The following is a 17,009-nucleotide window of genomic DNA, read 5'->3' on the forward strand; positions in this document are numbered from 1 at the left end:
CCCTCAGTGAGACCGGCCGCAGCCCCGCCCGGCGGGACAGCGCGCACACGCTGCGCCCGTGCGTACATGCGTTGTTCGGACGTTGCCGGCAACTCCCGTCGGCGCGCCGATCCGGCCTTCACGGGAGACGAAGGTCGACCGACGGCGACCCACCGACCGGCCCCTGCTCGCCCCGGAGGTCAGGGCTGTGGCCGGACTGTACGGTGGAAGAACTCACCGTCCACGGCCTGCGGATTACTGCGGTGCCGTGGCGGCAGCACCAGGCCCTCCACAACGAGCCCGAGGCGGGTGTTCGACATGGCCGCGACCTCCGATCCCACCGCCGCCCGGCCACCAGAGCCAGAACCCCCGGTCCGCATCTCCCTGACACCCGAGGGCGCCACCCGGGGCCGGCTGGACGGGGCCTGGTGGCCGCGCTCGCACGACCTCCTGCGCGAGCTGCCCCCGCTGGCGGCAGCACTGGACCCCACGTGGGGGAAGATCACCCGTGTCACCGTGAATCCGACGCACTGGCCGGTCATCCCCCGACGCGTCCCGGTCGCAGGCCACGTCATCCACGTCGGGTGGTTCGAACAGGAGCAGGACGCGGACGAGGTGATGGTGTGCTCCTTCATCCCTCTGCGCCTGGAGCTCCTGGTGATTCCCCCCGAGGCCGAGGCCTCCGCCGCCGAGTGGCTGATGACGGCGGCGTCCGACCCGGCCAACACCCGCACCGGCACCGACCTCCTGACAGCCGCAGGTGTGCCGACCGCAGACCTACGGGCCGACGGGTGACAACGATCGGCAGAGGACGAAATCATTCCGTTCGCCGCCGGGCCCGACTCCGACTTCCCCCCGTCGGCTCCCGCACCCGTCGGCACCACGGATCATGCAGGCAGAGCGCGGACATCGCCCGGGCATGCGCCGCCGCGCGCCCAGATCATGCCTTGCTCCTCGGCAGCCTCGCAGTCGATGATCGGAGCCGCACCGCACGGAGGGACGTCCGGCCCAGGCACCGGTGATGCGGCGCGCCGCGCCGGTCCCTCTGGCCGCGGCTGGTCCCGCTACTCGCGTGACCACTCGGTTTCGGCCTGAGGCTCGCCGACCGAGTGTCGCCCCTCCCAGGCTCGGACCCTGATCGCCCGGGGGCCGGGAGCTGGGCTGGAGAGGGTGCGGACGAACACGTCCCGAAGGTGATTCGCCGCCTGCTGCGGCGGCCCGTCGTACTCCAGGGGGTTCGGCATGGGAGCGCCGTCCTGCTGGGACCAGCGGCCGTCGTCGTCCTGGGTCTCGAGTATCCACCGGTAGTACCGCATCCTGGCCTCCCACTCCGACGAGCCCGTGCCAGAACACGACCGTAGGGGCTGGACAGGCCGCCCGCGACCGGGGCACTTCCACCAGCACCGCCGCGCGGCCGGTGATCGCACCGAGTCGCCCGGTCGGTGCACCGGGCGAGTGCAGCGCGCACGCCCCCGATAGGGAATGGGAGACGCCCACAGACCTCGGAGGTCGCTGGTGTTCGAAGCAGGTGACATCCGGGAATGGCGAGGCCACGACGTGCTCGACGCCGCCCGCCGTGCCGAGCATGCGGCGGCCCGGCGTGTGCCTTGCCCCGGGCAGGGGACGCCATGCGTAACACTGTGTGCTGTGTCGAGTACAAGTCCGGACGATGGCGGTGCCCGGGAAGGCGGCGCGTCGAGCCCCGACGCCCTGCTGTCGGCGCTCGATGCGGAGCAGCTCGGGGTGTTGCGCCGGGTGGGGCTTGAGTGGGGTCGGGTTGCCGGGGATCCGCAGGCATGGCGACGTGCGCTGCCGGTGGATCCGGATCTCGGTCGGTATCCCGCTCCTTCGGAGATCGTGCCGGTCCGCTTCGGTCGTTTCGTGCGGGTCGCCGCGGTTGGCGGACGACCACCGGCGGTTGAGGCGACCAGCGAGGACACACGGACTTCCCGGCTCGGCCGGGTCGGTTCCAGGGTCCGGCACGTGGTGCTCGGGGCTCCGCTGAGGAGCACCGCGATCGCGCATGAGCGGATGCGCAAGCTGGTGGCGTTGCCGGTGCTCTCCGCCGACGCGCTCTCCTCGGTCGCGTACGGACCTGAGGCGATGCTGGCCGTCCTCGTCCTCGCTGGTGGCGCCGGGTTGCGGTACTCGGTGCCGGTCGCCGTGACGATCGTGTTCCTGATGCTCGCGGTCGGGGTGTCCTACCGTCAGACGATCCGCGCCTATCCGCACGGCGGTGGTTCGTACATCGTCGCCACCGCCAACCTGGGCCGCGTTCCCGGGCTGGTGGCCGCCGCCGGACTGGTGACCGACTACATCCTCACGGTCGCGGTCTCGATCGCCTCCGGGATGGCGGCGGTCACCTCGGCGATCCCCTCGCTCGAACCCGACATCGTGCCGATCGGCGTCGCCGTGATCGCTGTGCTGCTCGCCGGCAACCTGCGCGGTGTGCGGCAGGCGGGTGCGCTGTTCGCCGCACCGACGTACGCCTTCGTCCTCACGGTCCTCACACTCGTCGCCGTGGGTCTGTCCGATGCGGCCGGCCACGGTTTCCACCCGACGGCGACACCACAGCCGACCGCGACCGAAGGCATCAGCCTGCTCCTGGTCCTGCGTGCCTTCGCCTCCGGCTCGACGGCGATGACAGGCATCGAGGCGATCTCCAACGCGGTGCCCGCCTTCCAGCCGACCGAGTGGCGCAACGCCCGCACGACACTGACCTGGATGATCGGTCTGCTCGTCGCACTGTTCGCGGGCACCATCGCTCTGGTCCACCTCGACGGCGTCGTGCCCCGCGCTAACGAGACGGTGCTCTCACAGCTCGCCCATCGCACCTTCGGCTCGGGTTTCTTCTACGTCTTCACTCAGGCCGCCACCGCGGCGATCCTGCTCCTCGCCGCCAACACCGCCTACAACGACTTCCCCCGCGTCCTGTACCTGCTGGCCCGCGACAGCCAGGCACCGCGGATCTTCCTGCGGCTGGGCGACCGCCTGGCCTTCAGCAACGGGATCATCCTGCTCTCCGTCGCGGCGGCGGCGATCTACACGGCGTTCGGCGGCAAGACCGGCCCCCTGATCCCGCTCTATGCCGTCGGCGTCTTCCTCGCCTTCACACTGTCACAGACAGGCATGGTCGTGCACTGGTGGCGCCTGCGCGACCGCCACTGGCGCAAGAGCCTGGCCTTCAACGCCACCGGCGCCCTGCTCTCGGCGATCGTCTTCGTCACCGCCGGCATCACGAAGTTCACCGAGGGCGCCTGGTTCGCCGTGCTCACGGTGGGACTGTTCCTCCTGGTGACGACACGAATCCGGCACCACTACGACACGGTCGGCGCGGCGATCGCCCTGCATCCCCATGCCGTCGAAGTCCCCAGCCGCACCATCACACCTCCGAGTTCGGGGGACGGCGCGACACGAGCCACCGCACGGACACCGGGCGCCGCGCCCGGGGCGCCGTCCGAGACCACGGCCGAAGCGGAGAGCGAGGAGACTCCCGAGGAGATCCACCCCCTGTCGATCGTGCCGATCGCCTCACTGAACCTGGCCGGCATGCGAACGCTGGCCTACGCCGCCTCGCTCCAGCAACCCGTCCTCGCGCTCCACATCAGCCCCAGCGCGGACGAGGCACAACGCTTCCGCGCGTACTGGAACCAGTGGGGCGACCACCTGCCGCTGAAGATCCTCCTCTCCCCCTACCGCGCGATCGTCGCACCACTGGTCAACTACATCGAATCGCTGCACCACCAGCGCCCGGACCTCACCCTGACCGTCATCCTCCCGGAGATCGTCGTACGGCACCGGCGCCACCGTCTCCTGCACAACCGGCTCGCGGCCAGGCTACGGAGAGCGCTGCGCCCCCTGCCGAAGGTCGTCGTCACGACCGTCCCGTTCCACGTGTAGGACAGCGGCGGCACCGAGCAGCCCGACGCGTCCGACCGCGCACAGCGGCACATCCGCTTCGTCGGGCCACCGGGACGGTTCCTCGTCCGCCCCGGAAAAGCCGACCCTCGGCAAGGGCGGGCGCAACGGATAGTCGGCCCCGGGCCGACCAGGGCACGGAGGTGGACACCAGGCCCCTTGGGCGGGCATGACAGGGCTCCGATGGTGGACCCGGGCGCAAACCTGGACAATCAGGTCATGGCAGGCCTTGAGGCGAACCCCGGAACAGTGCATCTCGCCCATGGGGCGGGATACGTCAGCCCCGGCGTTGCGCTCGGCGAGTCGGTCGAGGGAATTGTCCGTATCGACGAGCACGGATGGGTGCACGTTACTCAGAAGGACGGATCCCGGGTGTCGTTCCCGCCGCACGCTGTGGAACGCATCGACTGGGGCGAGCCCGCTTCCCAGTAGGGCTCGGTCAGGTCTGTTTTCGCGCGGGTACGTCGCGGTGAGCAGGTGGGGCGGGCGCCGGACGGGCGGGGCGGGTTGTCGTGACTGGAGGGTGGCCGCTGTCACGGATGACGCCCCCGGGGCGGTCGTCCCGGGCCCGGATCGGCGGGCCGGCTCATCCGGTTTCTCCTTTCGGGGTCTGGTCGTCGACGATCTCCGCATCGACGACCTCTTCCTCATCGCCGCTCTGCGTCGGGCCGGTGCCGGCCGAGGCTTGCGGGCCGCCGGCCTGGGCGTAGAGGGCGGTGCCGATCTTCTGTGCGACGGTGGCCGCGCGCTCCATCGAGGTGCGGACGGCCGGGCTGTCCTCGCCCTTGAGCTTGGCCTTCAGGTCCGCCAGGGCCTCGTTCACCTCGGACGTGACGTCTGACGGGATCTTGTCCGGGTTGTCCTGGAGGAGTTTCTCGGTGGAGTAGACGAGGTGTTCGGCCTGGTTGCGGGTCTCGGCGGCCTCCTTGCGGCGACGGTCCTCCTCGGCGTGCTGCTCGGCCTCGCGCATCATGCGCTCGATGTCCTGCTTGGGCAGGGAGGAGCCGCCGGTGACGGTCATCCTCTGTTCCCGTCCGGTGCCGAGGTCCTTGGCCGCGACGTGCATGATGCCGTTGGCGTCGATGTCGAAGGTGACCTCGATCTGCGGCAGGCCGCGCGGCGCCGGCGGCAGGCCGGTCAGCTCGAACATGCCGAGCTTCTTGTTGTACGCGGCGATCTCGCGCTCGCCCTGGTAGACCTGGATCTGCACGGACGGCTGGTTGTCCTCGGCCGTGGTGAAGATCTCGGAGCGCCGGGTGGGGATCGTGGTGTTGCGCTCGATCAGCCTGGTCATGATGCCGCCCTTGGTCTCGATGCCGAGGGACAGCGGAGTGACGTCCAGCAGCAGGACGTCCTTGACCTCGCCCTTGAGGACACCGGCCTGCAGGGAGGCGCCGATGGCGACGACCTCGTCCGGATTGACGCCCTTGTGCGGGTCCTTGCCGGTCAGCTCCTTCACCAGGCCGGTGACGGCCGGCATACGGGTCGAGCCGCCGACGAGGATGACGTGGTCGATGCCGGACACCTTGATCCCGGCGTCGTTCACCGCCTGGTGGAACGGGGTCTTGCAGCGTTCCAGCAGGTCGGCGGTGAGCTGCTGGAACTGGGCGCGGGTGAGCTTCTCCTCCAGGTGCAGCGGGCCCTCGGCGGAGGCCGTGATGTACGGCAGGTTGATCGTCGTCTCGCTCGTCGAGACAGCTCGATCTTGGCCTTCTCGGCGGCCTCGCGCAGCCGCTGCGCGGCCATCTTGTCCTTCGACAGGTCGATGCCGTAGCCGTTCTTGAACTGCTGGACGAGGTGGTCGACGATCTTCTGGTCCCAGTCGTCGCCGCCGAGGTGGGTGTCGCCGTTGGTGGCTTTCACCTCCACCACGCCCTCGCCGATCTCCAGCAGGGAGACGTCGAAGGTGCCGCCGCCGAGGTCGAAGACCAGGATCGTCTGGTCACTCTCCTTGTCCAGCCCGTACGCGAGGGCCGCGGCGGTCGGCTCGTTGACGATGCGCAGCACCTTCAGGCCGGCGATCTCCCCGGCTTCCTTGGTGGCGGTGCGCTGGGAGTCGTTGAAGTAGGCGGGGACGGTGACGACGGCGTCGGTGACGTCTTCGCCGAGGTATGCCTCGGCGTCGCGCTTGAGCTTCTGCAGTACACGGGCGGAGATCTCCTGCGCGGTGTACCGCTTTCCCTCGACGTCGCCGGTGTCGGGGAAGCGCCAGTGCGGGTCGCCCACGTGGCGTTTGACGGAGCGGGCGGTGCGGTCCACGTTCGTGACGGCCTGGCGTTTGGCGACTTCGCCGACCAGCACGTCGCCACCCTTGGCGAACGCCACGACTGACGGGGTGGTGCGCGCCCCTTCCGCGTTGGGGATGACGGTGGGCTCGCCGCCCTCCAGGACACAGACGACGGAGTTCGTGGTGCCCAGATCGATACCGACGGAGCGAGCCATCGCGGCGCCTCCTCCCGCACGAGCGGATTCCCGGGCCAACCCCCTCTTCCTCACTCGTAAAACGTGAGTTGCGCGGTGTCAAGGGCTGGCGGGAGTCCCATTGGCGGGGGCCTGCGGCGACCGCCTGCACTGTTGATGCGATGGGAGTGTCGGGCCACCCGCCGGGGGGCGGGAGGGGCCCGAACGCTCGGTGGTGAGGAGGTTCGCCATGACTTCCGCACTGCGGTACACGGTCAACCGCGTCGAGCGCTCGCAGGCCGGGGTGCGGGCCGGGGTGCGCGCTCTCTCCCACGCCCTGAAGGAGAAGCGGGGCGGTCGTACGAGTGACGACGCGACCCTGTTCCTGATCGAGTGGCGCTGAGACACCCGCACCCCGCCGCGGCGCTCCTGAGCGGTCGGATCGGTCCGGCGCGGGTGGAGTACCGTGGGGATATCGGGGCGGCCCGAGCCGCCGCGCCCTGAGGGTCGGCCCTCGTTCAGCGGGCTCGGCCCGCGCCTGCGGACAGGTGGCGAGCCATGTCGGACGAAACCGGTGCTTCGCACTACGGGCTTCTGCCGGACCGGTTCCGGCATGCCGCGAAGCCGGGGACGGTCCTGTTGCGCCTGGAGACCACCCGGTCACGCGAAGGTGCGCTCGACGGCGCGTGGTGGCCACATTCACGGGACATCAGCGCCGAACTTCCCGGCCTGGTCCGCGCGTTGACCGAACACCTCGGCCCCGTCGCGAGCGTCGGCCTGGACACGGAAGCCTGGGACGACGTCCCGGCCCGCCTGGTCGTCGACGGCCGGTCGGTGCACATCGACCGGTACCCGGTCGGCGACGACACCGTGATCATCACGCGGGGCGACCGCGATCACTTCAGTCTGCTCGTCGTCCCCCCGCAGGCGAGCCAGGAGGCGGCCCTGGCCGCGATGGCCCGCGCGGTCGAGGCCGGCGGAACCGACTCGGCACGGCAGATCCTCATCGCCACCGGCATCGGTCCCGAGCCACCGGCCGAAGCGTCCTGAGGGACGGCCTCGTGCGCGGGCTCCTCGGGCAGACAGGAAGGCAGGACGGAGAGATGTCCGTCTACGTGAAACTTTCGGCCGACGCCCGGGCGCCGGCGGAGCCGTCGAAGGGGCCGCTGGACCTGCAGTACGAGGACGGCACGGACGACGGCGTCACCTTCGAGTACGACCTGCATCCGAGTGGCGCGCTGCGCGTCCTGCGGGTCTTCGAGGACACGCCGCACCGGATCGAGGCGTGCTTCAGTGCCGGGGCGTGGCTCCAGGTCGTGGGCACCTACCTGCGAAGCGGCTCCGAGTACTGACGGCGATCCGCGGCTGCGGGCGAACCGAAGGCCCTCGGCGGCGGTTGCCCCGGTCGCTCAGCGGTGCGCGGACCGGCCTCCGTGCCGGAACCGGACGGCGGAGAGGACCAGTGCGACGGCCAGCCCGACGATGCCGATGAACAGCAGGTAGAGCAGGCCCTTGGCGACGACGCCGACCAGCCGAGCATGATCGCCACGATGATCAGGAAGAGCACGATCTTCTGCCGCCACAGCGCCATCTCCAGCGCGTCCAGCGGCGGGTCGGCGCGCATGTGGGTGGCAATCTGCCAGCCCACGATCCGGCGCGAGTACGCGTCCAGGGCGAACGCAACGTAGACCCAGCCCGACCAGGTCCGGATGTAGGTCAGGTCGGCCAGCCACAGCTGGTGCGGGCGCTCGGCGGCGAACCGCCGGTTGACCAGGTCCGGCGGGCGCGGGGCCGCCGGCTCGGGGACGGTGGTGCGGCGGCGCTGTCCGCGGCCGACGCCCTCGATGCCAATCTCGCGCACCAGCCGCTCGACGGCGCACCGCGCGACCTGGTGGCCGGCCCGGACCAGGGCGCGGGTGACGCAGCGGGCGCCGTAGGTGCGGCCGGAGTCCTCCCACGCCGCTGTGACCAGCGGGATCAGCTCCTCGTCGCGGAGCCGGCGGTGAGGCGGTCGTCCCGCCCTCCGGCGTCGGCCTCGGCCTCGGCCTGGCGGGCCCAGGGCCGCAGAGCATCGTTGTGGATGCCGAGGTCACGGGCCACGTGAGCGACAGGCCGGCCGGTCGGCCGGACCCGCACACGGCACGCTCACGGAGCCCATCCGGGTACATACGTGGTGCCGGCACTGCTCGTGGTTCTCCCTACGCCTGGATCGCAACAAACCCAGACATCAGGGACTCCATGAAAGCCAGAGCAGCTCAGCCCGGATGCCGCGCATGAACTCCATCATGGAGCGCTGGATACAGACCTGCCGGCGCGAACTGCTGGACAGCGCCCTCATCCGGGACCAGCGCCACCTGCTCCACACCCTGCGCAAGTTCGAGTCCTTCTACAACGGGCACCAACCGCACCGGGCCCTGGGCCAAACCGCCCCGCCCCCATCCACCACCCGAACCCATCACCGAAGCGGGGCAGATCAGACACCTGGAGATCCACCGACGAGACCGACTCGGCGGCACCCTCCACAAGTATCAACATGCAGCCTGAGCTGGGAGGGTGATCAATCGACACCCACAGCCTCATCACCGCCCGACTCATCCGGTGTTTGAGCAGCCGCAGGATCTGTCGGCGCGCACTTGATCGATGGCAAAAGCGTCAAATGCAAACCCACCAGCCAAAATCTGCGATCCCGGCGAACAACCATTGAACCCCTGCAGTGATCGACAGATCGGACATATATGCAGGACGGGCGCATAAAGCCACCAGCCCACGACGCCGATCAGCCTCCGGCCACGGCGTCGAACCACGAAACCGTGAGACGAATGTGAGAGGCAGGTCCCGGAGCACGCCGAAGGCCGCTTCCTCGTGAACGAGAAAACGGCCTCTGACCTGCGACTTTGGAGCGAACTCCAGTCGGGACGACAGGATTTGAACCTGCGACCCTTTGACCCCCAGCAGGAAGGGTTCTCCTTTTCCTGCCTGAAATGCGCTCGCACGCACGTCGTGCGTGTGCAGATTAGTGCGTTTCGCGCACCTCACGCGCCAGCGCGCATGACGCGTGGCCCCCAGCTGGTCCCCAGGTCAGGGGCTTGACGGAGGGTCCGAGTGGCGTTCATGTCTCCAGAGTAGCGCCACTCCGAGCGAGGATCCAGCGATTCCCGAGGATCGCCCAGAACTCATCGAACAGGGGCCCTGAACTGCCGGGAGAAATCAATCCGATCCGGGCCGAACGCCAGCCAGAAATTAGCCACCGAAAATCCCGGACTCACCCATTCCCTGCGGGCTCGCGGAATTCTCGGCGTTGCGTATTCCGGGGACCGGTCCGAAGCTCGGCGCCATCACACCGCGCCTGCTCCGGGTTGTACGAGCCCAACAACCCACGGCCGACGGGCAGACGCCTTCTCCCGGCACGCGGCCACTCTTCCGAGCAGCGACCCCGTGCGGGCCGATGCTGCGCGATCAAGCTGCCCTACCCACCGAACGTGCGCCGTGATCACCCTCGCGGCGTGTCGCCAGCGCGTGTCCCGGCCAGTCGATCTTGCCTGTGCTCCACGCCCCGCCCCGCGCGCTCTGCCGCCACACCCACCGCTACCGCAACTCTGGAAACGCCATCACCACTTGGTTCAAGGAGGAGCCCATGGCGCAGCGTCCCAAGCGAGGCAGGGTGTACCGGCGGTGCGGGTGCAAGGACGGCAACAGCGGGAAGCAGTTGGGTTCGTGGTGCCCGCGGCTGGCCGCCGACACCACGCATGGCCGGTGGACGTACGCGGTGGACCTGGCGCTGCAGGACGGCAAGCGCAGAACCCGGCGGCGGGGCGGGTTCGCCAGCCGGGCGGAGGCGGCCCGGGAGATGGCGCGGGTGCTGGATGCCGAGTACCGGGGCGTGTACGAGGACCGCACGCTGCGCGTCGGGCTGTTCCTGTACGAGTGGCTGGAAGCGAAGCGCCCGGCGCTGGCCCCGAACACCTGGGCAGGCTACCGGGCGTGCATCGAGCGCGACCTGGTCCCCGCGTTCGGCGGCATGCTGCTCGTCGACCTGCGGCCCAAGCACATCGACGCCTGGGTGAGTACGCAGCTCGCCGCCGGCCGCGGGCGCACCACCGTGCACCACGCGGTGGCCATGCTGCGCAACGCCCTGAACCACGCGGTGCGCACGTGGCGGCTGCGCTACAACCCGGCCAAACACTCCGTACCGCCCAAGCCCCGCGCCGCCGAGCGCACCTGCTGGACCCCCGATGAGGCCGCGGCCTTCCTGCGGCACAACACTGAGCACTACGCCGACCGGCTCACCGACCTGTTCGAGGTCATGCTCGGCACCGGCATGCGCCGCGGTGAGATCCTCGCCCTGCACTGGTCCGACGTCCATCTCATGGACCGCCAGCTCTACGTCCGCTGGACCCTGACGGCCGTGAACAACGGGAAGATCCACCTCGGCGAACCCAAGACCGAAGCCAGCCGCGCCTGGGTGAGCCTCTCCCCCAGAGCCATGGCAGCCCTCCACCGCCAGGCCGCCCTCCAGATGGCCGCCCACCCCGACGACCGCCTCGAAGGCCTGGTCTTCGCCCGCCCGGACGGCGAGCCCCTTCGGCCCCAGTGGGTCCTCGACCAACTCCGCAAACGCACCGCCGAACTGGACCTGCCGAAGATCGGTCTGCACGACCTGCGCCACACTGCGGCCAGCATCATGATCGCCGCGGGCATCCCCCTCGCCGTCGTCTCCAAGACCCTCCGTCACTCCAACCTCGCCATCACCGTCGACCTCTACGGCCACCTCCTCAAGGACTCCGCCGACGCCGCCGTCAAGGCACTCGCCTCCGCACTCGACCAGGCAGACGCCGAGGTGGCCGGAAAGACCGATCCCGCTGTCGATCACGGCTTCGGACAGGCGGCGTGAGCGGGCCGATCCTTCTCGCATCAGGCAGCAACTGAGCCGTCCATCGGCACCTGGCGTTGGTGGGTCGTGCGTCCGGTCTGGTTCGCCGTCCTGACCGCGGTACTCGTTGCACCGACACTGTCCGCGCAGTGGGCGCGGCGACCGCTGTCAGGGGGCGCAGTCGCGGCAGACCAACCCGCCCTGGCTGTCTGTGTGGGCGATCTGGCTGCGGTGGTGGACCATGTAGCAGGTCGCGCAGACGAACTCGTCCGGCTGCTCCGGCAGGACCTTGATGGTCAGATCCTCCCCGGAGAGGTCGGCTCCGGGGAGCTCCACGGTCTCGACCTCTTCGGTCCCGTCCAGGCCGGCCGCGCCGGGTCGCCGCTCCTCACGGCGGGACTTCAGCTCTTCGAGGCTCTCCTCGTTGTCGTCCTCGGTGCGCCGTGGGGCGTCGTAGTCCGTTGCCATAGTGATCGCTCCTCGCGTGGGTCGCAGAAGTCACCCGGTGAGGCCGGGTCGGCAGGGGCTCAAGCGGATGGGGCGCGGTCGGAGCCGCCATCCCGCGCGTCGGCGGCGATGGCGGGCCGCGCCGACGATCGTCGATGCCCGGTGCCCCGGGCCGGGGGTGTCGACGGGAGGATTGCTCCCGTCGAGCCTGGTGACGGTGGTGTCGCAGACCGGGCAGGCGTGTCGGTGCCAGCGCGGCGGCCACCAGGAGTCCCCCGATGCGTCGGGGTGTTGTGAGTCGGGTTGCGTGCCGCGGGTCGACAGCCCGCAGAGGGTGAACTGCGCCGGGGCGGGCGTACGGGCGGCGGCGTGGACCCGGACGACGGGTGCCTTCGGCCTGGCGGGCTGCTTGTCGGCTGTGAGGAGCCGTATGTTCGCCGACCCGTCCAGCTCCAGCAGTGCGATGAGATCCATATCCCCACCGTGACCCGCCCGGGCACCGTGTGCATCCGGTCGTTGGCGCGCGGGAGCACTGGGTAGGCGTGAGCATGCCAGGCTCGACCCCGCCGAAGCCGCCGAGCGCGCAGCTCCTGCCGGTCCTGGTGCCAGGGGACGTGGGTCAGGCCGCCGTTGCCCTCTGCGCCACCCATCGGCCCCAGCGCTCCAGCCCGGACGGGCCACCTGGCCCACGCCAATGTCAGCTCACCCTACGAATCTCCGGGTACGGCCACCAAGGAAGGTACGACTCGCGCGGCGGAGACAAAGAGGTGCCCCGCACACGGATCCGTGCGGGGCACCCGCTCATGTCTGGAGGTCAGGCGGGGCGGATGTGCTCCGCCTGCGGGCCCTTCTGGCCCTGCACGACGTCGAAGGTCACCTTCTGGCCCTCCTGGAGCTCACGGAAGCCCTGAGCGTCGATGTTGGAGTAGTGGGCGAACACGTCGGGGCCGCCGCCGTCCTGCTCGATGAAGCCGAAGCCCTTCTCGGCGTTGAACCACTTCACGGTGCCGGTCGCCATGCGCTTGCCCTTCGTGGGAACTGGTCGCGCCCACTGGTGCGGGCCCGGAGGTGATCGCCGCGGTCCGGAGAGGCGTCGAACAGCAAGAACGCCCACGGCATGTGACCGCGGGCGAGATCTTCGGAACCACGACTGCTTGATCGAAACGTTACACCGCGGGGGGTTCCGCGGCCAGGGAGGCGAGCCGGACACCGAGCGGCGTGGCTGCGGCACCCGTAGGCGCCTCGGTCGGTGCCGAGCCGCCGGCGGGCACGAACGGGGGCGAGACCACCGCGCCGAACAGGTGCGGGAGGCCTGGCGCCGGCAGACCCTGGGAGAGGGGCCGACCTCGAAGGAGTGCGATGACCGGTACCAGTGCCTCACGGGAACCGAGCGCCATGGTGCACATGTCGATCTCCGGTGCGCCACGTGCGGCGAACGTGATCGCCGACACGGTGGCGCAGTCATTCAAGGTGATCACTGTCCCTGGTCCTGGCACAGCGAGGGACTACGTCTCACCCGCCGATCAGGTGGCCCACACTCGCTGGCAGGTCGACACGTCAGCGCCGATCGCAGAAGCCGCCGCACGGCCGGTTGCCCGCGCAGGTACCGGTGCCGGCCCGGTGAAAGTGGAACTCGGCGGCCGAGCCGATGCCGTGGCCGAGGTCGATGCACTGATCCGCAACCGATTCCGCGCTGGACCGCCGGCGGGGTTCTCCCAGGCGTTCGAAGTGTGGCCGGAGAGTCCGCCGGACGCCACAGTCCAGCCATGACCGACGTGGCATGCGTCTGGCGCGGTGTCAGGCTCTGCCGCTCCAGGGGCCGACCGAGCCCGGTCACCTGGTCGAACCGAGCGGCATTCGATAATGGCCCGGCCGTGAGCTGCGCTCGTCGGAGCTACCGCCGCTGCGGCCCGGTAAGGAGCGGCACGAGGCGCGCCGTGGAGCCGTCGCCGCTGACAGAACAACCAGGAAGCTCCGAGCCGGGGCTTTCGGTGTCCGGGTGCACACCGGCCAAGGCGGGCGAACCTCGCCGCGGTGCCGTGCGGGCAGACGGAAACCTGCAAGGTGGGCTCCCTTCGCCGGCATTGTCCGGATCAGGTAATGGAGGTCGCCTTCCGGTCTCACAGACCTTCCAGCCTCTCAGCCCGACCGTCGACAAACACCCCACGCGGAGCCTCCGCCCATCGCCCGGGACCGTCCGGTCGAACTCCCTCGCTCGCCCTGCAGGCCGATTCCCACGGTACCCTCGCCCCCGCCCGGCACCAGGGCCGAACGGCCCCATCGCTGCCCGGTTGACCAGGCTAGAAGTTTGCTGAAGATCTTGCTGGCGGCGGGGCTGTCCCGGTTGGGGGCAGCCCCGCCTGCGCTATGTGGGTGCGGGGGTGATGGTCCAGGTGTCGCCTGTGTGGGTGAGTCCGAGGTTGATCAGTCGGCGGAGGTTGAGGGCGGCGGCGCGGTTGTGGAGCCAGGTGTTGTTCTTCAGGACGCCTCGGTAGGGGACGCGGCGGTTGCCGCGGGCGGTGAGCCAGGCGATGGCTCGTTCGACCGGTGGCCGCCAGCGGCGGTACTCGGTCTGCCAGTTGGGGTCGGTTGCGTTCTGGCGGGCGGCTTTGAGGCGGTTGTACTGGGGGTGGACGTTGAAGGTGCGGCCGGTCTTGGAGCGGGTGCAGCGTTCACGCAGAGGGCAGGTGCGGCAGAGGGTCTTGAACTGGGCCTGGCGGTTGCCGTTTGCGAGGCGGCGGCCGAGGGCTTTGGTGTGGCCGGCCGGGCAGGTGACGGTGCCTGCGGTGGTGTCGACGTGGAAGTCGTCGGTGGTGAAGCCGCCCGGGACGGCGGGCCGTAGCGGCGGTGGTTTGATGATCAGGGTGTGGCCGTCGGCTTCGAGGGCTTCGCGCAGGTCGCCGGTGCCGTAGGCGGTGTCGCCGAGAACGGTCAGGTCTTCGGTCTCGTCGGCGAGCAGGTCCTGCGCGACGGCCGCTTCGTGGTTGTCGGCCCCGCTGCCCTGGGCGAGTTCGACCTCGGTGAGCAGGCCGGTCTCGGGCTCGAACGCGGCGTGGGCGCGGAAGCCGTCCTGGTGGCGGGTTCGGTTTTTGTGGATGTGCCTGGCCTCGGGGTCGACGGTGGACACGATGCGGTCGTGGGCGGTCCCCTGGGTGATTCGCCAACGGCCGCCGCGCCCGTCGTCGGCAGGTTCGACGTCCTGTCCGGCGACCAGGGCCAGCAGGCCGACCGCGTCGGCGGCCTTCTCGTCGAGCTGCCGCTCGGGCAGGCGGCCGAGCAGGTTGAGCGCGTCGGTGACCAGGGCGTCCACGAGTGCGGCGCGGGCGGCCTCGTCGTTCCAGGCGATGCGGGGCTTGCCCGGGTCGGTGTAGTCGTGCGCGGTGCACCAGGTGGCGGCAACCCGCTCCGCGCCGGGCACGTCGCGGATGACCCGGCGGATCACGGCGACGAGCTGGGTGACGGTGTCCTGGGTGGCGACCGCGTCGTCCAGCACGGTGGAGTCCAGGGCCCGCCGGTGCTTGCCCTTGAGGACGCCGGTGGCCGCGACGACCTCCTTGACCTTGGTGAACAGCCGGTTCGGGTCCGCCGAGCGTTGCAGGCGCCGCCGGAAGTAGGTCAGCAGCGAGGGGTCGAACGCGGTGTCGTGCAGGCCGAGTCCGCAGGCGGCCTTCCAGCGGAGATCGCAACGCAGTTCCTGGACCGTGTCAAAGTCCGACAGTCCGTGCAGACTCTGCAGCACCACCGTCGCCGCGAGGACCTGCGGCGGCATGCTCGGCCGCCCGTTCGTCGACGGGTACATGTCCGCGAACATCGAGCCCGGGAACAAGGCCTCCCGATGCTCGGCCAGGAACGCGAACACACTCCCGGCCGGGATCAGCTCCCGGCAGGTCTCCCACACATCCGGCCCGACCAGCCCACCAACCCAGTCCCCCTGCATACACAGCAGTCTGGCCTCACCCGGATCGGGTGAGGCCAGAATCTGAAAGATTTTCAGTGATCTTCTAGCTGACCAAGCCGAGTAGCACCTCGGTGAATCCGCCGCGCCCCCTGATTGCTCACCGCCGGGAGCGCCATGCCCTTGGCTGCGTCCAGCAGCGCGGCGGCCGCGTCATGCCGACGGGGCTTCGCGCCCGGACCGCCCGGCACCGCCCAGGAGTCACGATGCCCACCCTCGCGCCGCCCCTGGGGCCGCTCGCGCACGAGAGGCAGAACATCGCCGACGAATTGCGCACGATCGGCATGGTCTGGGAGCGCGAGCTGATCCGCTTCGCGCGCAACCACGCGGATCCTCTCCAGCTTCGTGCAGCCGATCGTCTTTCTGTCCGTCCTCGGCTACGGCATGTCCTCGCTGATCGGCACGCCCCGCGGCTTCGACCGCGGCGTGCTGGTGATCGTACGGCGGCCGCCTGTCATCACCGTCCTCCAGCAGCGGCTGCCCTCCCCGTGGCGCGGGCTCGTCCCGCAGCGCGGCGATGTCCGCGCGACCGGGTAGCCGGTAGACCTGCTCGGCGCCGAGCACGCTCACCTTCGCCACGGACAGCCTCATCGCCGGTCGGCCGTCGTAGGCGACCATCTTGTACGCCGAGTCCAGGTACGGGGCGTCTGCCGACACCCCGACCAGGGCGCCCACCGCGAACACGTCGTCGGCCAGCACGGTCCGCCCCTCCGGCACCACCCGCACCCCGCCAGGAGCCGCGAACTGCGCAGCAGGTCGACCGCACCCGCCACTTCGCGTGCCTCAGCACGTGTGGCCCGGTCGGCCTCCGCAGCAAGGGGTGGCCGGCCACTTCCCTACCGCGCCTGTGAGCAGTGCCATGGGAAGCGCTGGGGGACGTCCGGGTGCTGCCCAGAGCCTGTCGACCCACTCAACCCGGCGCGGCAGTGCCCCTCCCAGGGAGTACGGTGGCGCCTCTCCCGCCAGCGGCCCGCTACTGCGGCCACCCAGCGTGCCCCTCGGGGCTCCCCTGTCCGTCCGGCTCCCAGACATCGGCAACAACACGCACGGCACGCGTCGGCCCCGCATCTTCCTGGCCTTGCTTCAGAGCCCTGCCGACCAGGAAGTCGGCGTACTCCTGAGCGGACCCATCGAAATGGTCCGTGTACGGCAGAGCCGGCTGCGTGACCGTTTCGTTGCCCTCTGCCGAGAGCACGCGCACTCGCCATCTGTATCTCGCCATGGCGGCCTCCGTCGGATTCATGCCTCATCTCGACCGTATGACAATCGCGCCGAGGTGGCTCGGCGGGTGCCGGCGATGGCAGGTGCCCACCAATCCCCCACCATGCCGCCTCGTAAGGGCGCCAGCGGGGTGAAGTAGTCGACCTCCGGTTTCGAGCCGGTCCAGCAACGAATCGGGGGCCTTCGGCAGCTTGCCGCTCCCAACGGCCCCGTTCAGTG

General features: G+C 70.1%; 13 protein-coding genes and 4 pseudogenes. 10 read left to right on the forward strand and 7 right to left on the reverse strand.

Translation table 11 applies throughout. From position 1 onward, the window contains the following. Positions 1–297 precede the first annotated feature (297 nt). The 3 genes from ACWCYO_RS09980 (at position 298) to ACWCYO_RS09990 (ending at position 4,329) form a co-directional block, all read left to right on the forward strand. Positions 298–774, forward strand: coding sequence for a DUF5994 family protein (locus tag ACWCYO_RS09980; protein ID WP_449783921.1), 477 nt, complete (start codon positions 298–300; stop codon positions 772–774). A 1,236-nt stretch (positions 775–2,010) separates the two neighbouring features. After that, positions 2,011–3,879, forward strand: coding sequence for an APC family permease (locus tag ACWCYO_RS09985; RefSeq protein WP_449783940.1), 1,869 nt, complete (start codon positions 2,011–2,013; stop codon positions 3,877–3,879). Between the two features lie 237 nt (positions 3,880–4,116). Continuing rightward, the gene (locus tag ACWCYO_RS09990) at positions 4,117–4,329 is read left to right on the forward strand and encodes a hypothetical protein (RefSeq protein WP_449783922.1); all 213 of its coding nucleotides are present in this window, start codon (positions 4,117–4,119) and stop codon (positions 4,327–4,329) included. Between the two features lie 154 nt (positions 4,330–4,483). Here ACWCYO_RS09990 and dnaK read toward each other — a convergent pair. Next, positions 4,484–6,339: pseudogene (dnaK, locus tag ACWCYO_RS09995) on the reverse strand (molecular chaperone DnaK). Between the two features lie 232 nt (positions 6,340–6,571). Between dnaK and ACWCYO_RS10000 the strand changes: the two are divergent. The 3 genes and pseudogenes from ACWCYO_RS10000 to ACWCYO_RS10010 all read left to right on the forward strand — a co-directional run. Further along, positions 6,572–6,700, forward strand: a pseudogene (locus ACWCYO_RS10000) (serine/threonine-protein phosphatase); the annotation flags it as partial. Positions 6,701–6,855: 155 nt separating this feature from the next. Then, entirely contained in the window at positions 6,856–7,347 is a 492-nt protein-coding gene (locus ACWCYO_RS10005) for a DUF5994 family protein (RefSeq protein WP_449783923.1), read from the forward strand. 53 nt (positions 7,348–7,400) lie between these two features. Beyond that, a complete protein-coding gene (locus tag ACWCYO_RS10010; RefSeq protein WP_449783924.1) occupies positions 7,401–7,649 on the forward strand; it encodes a hypothetical protein in 249 nt (82 codons plus the stop codon). Here the strand turns inward: ACWCYO_RS10010 and ACWCYO_RS10015 are convergent. The 3 genes and pseudogenes from ACWCYO_RS10015 to ACWCYO_RS10025 form a co-directional block, all read right to left on the reverse strand. After that, positions 7,622–8,158, reverse strand: a complete 537-nt coding sequence (locus tag ACWCYO_RS10015) for a DDE-type integrase/transposase/recombinase (protein ID WP_449783925.1) — start codon at positions 8,156–8,158, stop codon at positions 7,622–7,624. The two genes, ACWCYO_RS10010 and ACWCYO_RS10015, sit on opposite strands and share 28 nt — an antisense overlap. 21 nt (positions 8,159–8,179) lie before the next feature. Then, positions 8,180–8,278: pseudogene (locus ACWCYO_RS10020) on the reverse strand (hypothetical protein); the annotation flags it as partial. Then, positions 8,275–8,397 (reverse strand): hypothetical protein, encoded by a 123-nt coding sequence (locus ACWCYO_RS10025; RefSeq protein ID WP_449783926.1) that lies wholly within the window; start codon positions 8,395–8,397, stop codon positions 8,275–8,277. The pseudogene ACWCYO_RS10020 and the gene ACWCYO_RS10025, both read right to left, overlap by 4 nt. A 161-nt stretch (positions 8,398–8,558) precedes the next feature. Here ACWCYO_RS10025 and ACWCYO_RS10030 point away from each other — a divergent pair. Beyond that, positions 8,559–8,841, forward strand: a pseudogene (locus tag ACWCYO_RS10030) (integrase core domain-containing protein); the annotation flags it as partial. Positions 8,842–9,931: 1,090 nt separating this feature from the next. Further along, positions 9,932–11,188: a tyrosine-type recombinase/integrase gene (locus ACWCYO_RS10035; RefSeq protein WP_449783927.1), complete on the forward strand. Its 1,257-nt coding sequence runs from the start codon at positions 9,932–9,934 to the stop codon at positions 11,186–11,188. A gap of 147 nt (positions 11,189–11,335) precedes the next feature. Here the strand turns inward: ACWCYO_RS10035 and ACWCYO_RS10040 are convergent, their stop codons facing one another. Further along, positions 11,336–11,635: a DUF4193 domain-containing protein gene (locus tag ACWCYO_RS10040; protein ID WP_449783928.1), complete on the reverse strand. Its 300-nt coding sequence runs from the start codon at positions 11,633–11,635 to the stop codon at positions 11,336–11,338. Between the two features lie 793 nt (positions 11,636–12,428). Further along, entirely contained in the window at positions 12,429–12,632 is a 204-nt protein-coding gene (locus ACWCYO_RS10045; protein WP_224277403.1) for a cold-shock protein, read from the reverse strand. Positions 12,633–12,973: 341 nt separating this feature from the next. On the opposite strand from ACWCYO_RS10045, the gene ACWCYO_RS10050 reads away from it, so the two are divergent. Further along, complete coding sequence (locus tag ACWCYO_RS10050) at positions 12,974–13,384, forward strand: hypothetical protein (RefSeq protein ID WP_449783929.1); 411 nt, start codon at positions 12,974–12,976, stop codon at positions 13,382–13,384. A gap of 595 nt (positions 13,385–13,979) precedes the next feature. Here the strand turns inward: ACWCYO_RS10050 and ACWCYO_RS10055 are convergent. Next, positions 13,980–15,551 (reverse strand): IS1182 family transposase, encoded by a 1,572-nt coding sequence (locus ACWCYO_RS10055; RefSeq protein ID WP_449783930.1) that lies wholly within the window; start codon positions 15,549–15,551, stop codon positions 13,980–13,982. 363 nt (positions 15,552–15,914) lie between these two features. Here ACWCYO_RS10055 and ACWCYO_RS10060 point away from each other — a divergent pair, with 363 nt between their 5' ends. Continuing rightward, complete coding sequence (locus ACWCYO_RS10060) at positions 15,915–16,106, forward strand: hypothetical protein (protein ID WP_449783931.1); 192 nt, start codon at positions 15,915–15,917, stop codon at positions 16,104–16,106. The last annotated feature ends 903 nt before the right edge of the window (positions 16,107–17,009 follow it).

The organism is Kitasatospora sp. NPDC001683, from assembly GCF_053596495.1.

Bases quoted from the DNA above. Each gene is read 5' to 3' on its own strand.
- ACWCYO_RS09980 (WP_449783921.1), top strand. From the start codon at position 298: ATGGCCGCGACCTCCGATCCCACCGCCGCCCGGCCACCAGAGCCAGAA.
- ACWCYO_RS09985 (WP_449783940.1), top strand. From the start codon at position 2,011: ATGCGCAAGCTGGTGGCGTTGCCGGTGCTCTCCGCCGACGCGCTCTCC.
- ACWCYO_RS09990 (WP_449783922.1), top strand. From the start codon at position 4,117: ATGGCAGGCCTTGAGGCGAACCCCGGAACAGTGCATCTCGCCCATGGG.
- ACWCYO_RS10005 (WP_449783923.1), top strand. From the start codon at position 6,856: ATGTCGGACGAAACCGGTGCTTCGCACTACGGGCTTCTGCCGGACCGG.
- ACWCYO_RS10010 (WP_449783924.1), top strand. From the start codon at position 7,401: ATGTCCGTCTACGTGAAACTTTCGGCCGACGCCCGGGCGCCGGCGGAG.
- ACWCYO_RS10035 (WP_449783927.1), top strand. From the start codon at position 9,932: ATGGCGCAGCGTCCCAAGCGAGGCAGGGTGTACCGGCGGTGCGGGTGC.
- ACWCYO_RS10040 (WP_449783928.1), bottom strand. From the start codon at position 11,635: ATGGCAACGGACTACGACGCCCCACGGCGCACCGAGGACGACAACGAG.
- ACWCYO_RS10045 (WP_224277403.1), bottom strand. From the start codon at position 12,632: ATGGCGACCGGCACCGTGAAGTGGTTCAACGCCGAGAAGGGCTTCGGC.
- ACWCYO_RS10050 (WP_449783929.1), top strand. From the start codon at position 12,974: ATGACCGGTACCAGTGCCTCACGGGAACCGAGCGCCATGGTGCACATG.
- ACWCYO_RS10055 (WP_449783930.1), bottom strand. From the start codon at position 15,551: ATGCAGGGGGACTGGGTTGGTGGGCTGGTCGGGCCGGATGTGTGGGAG.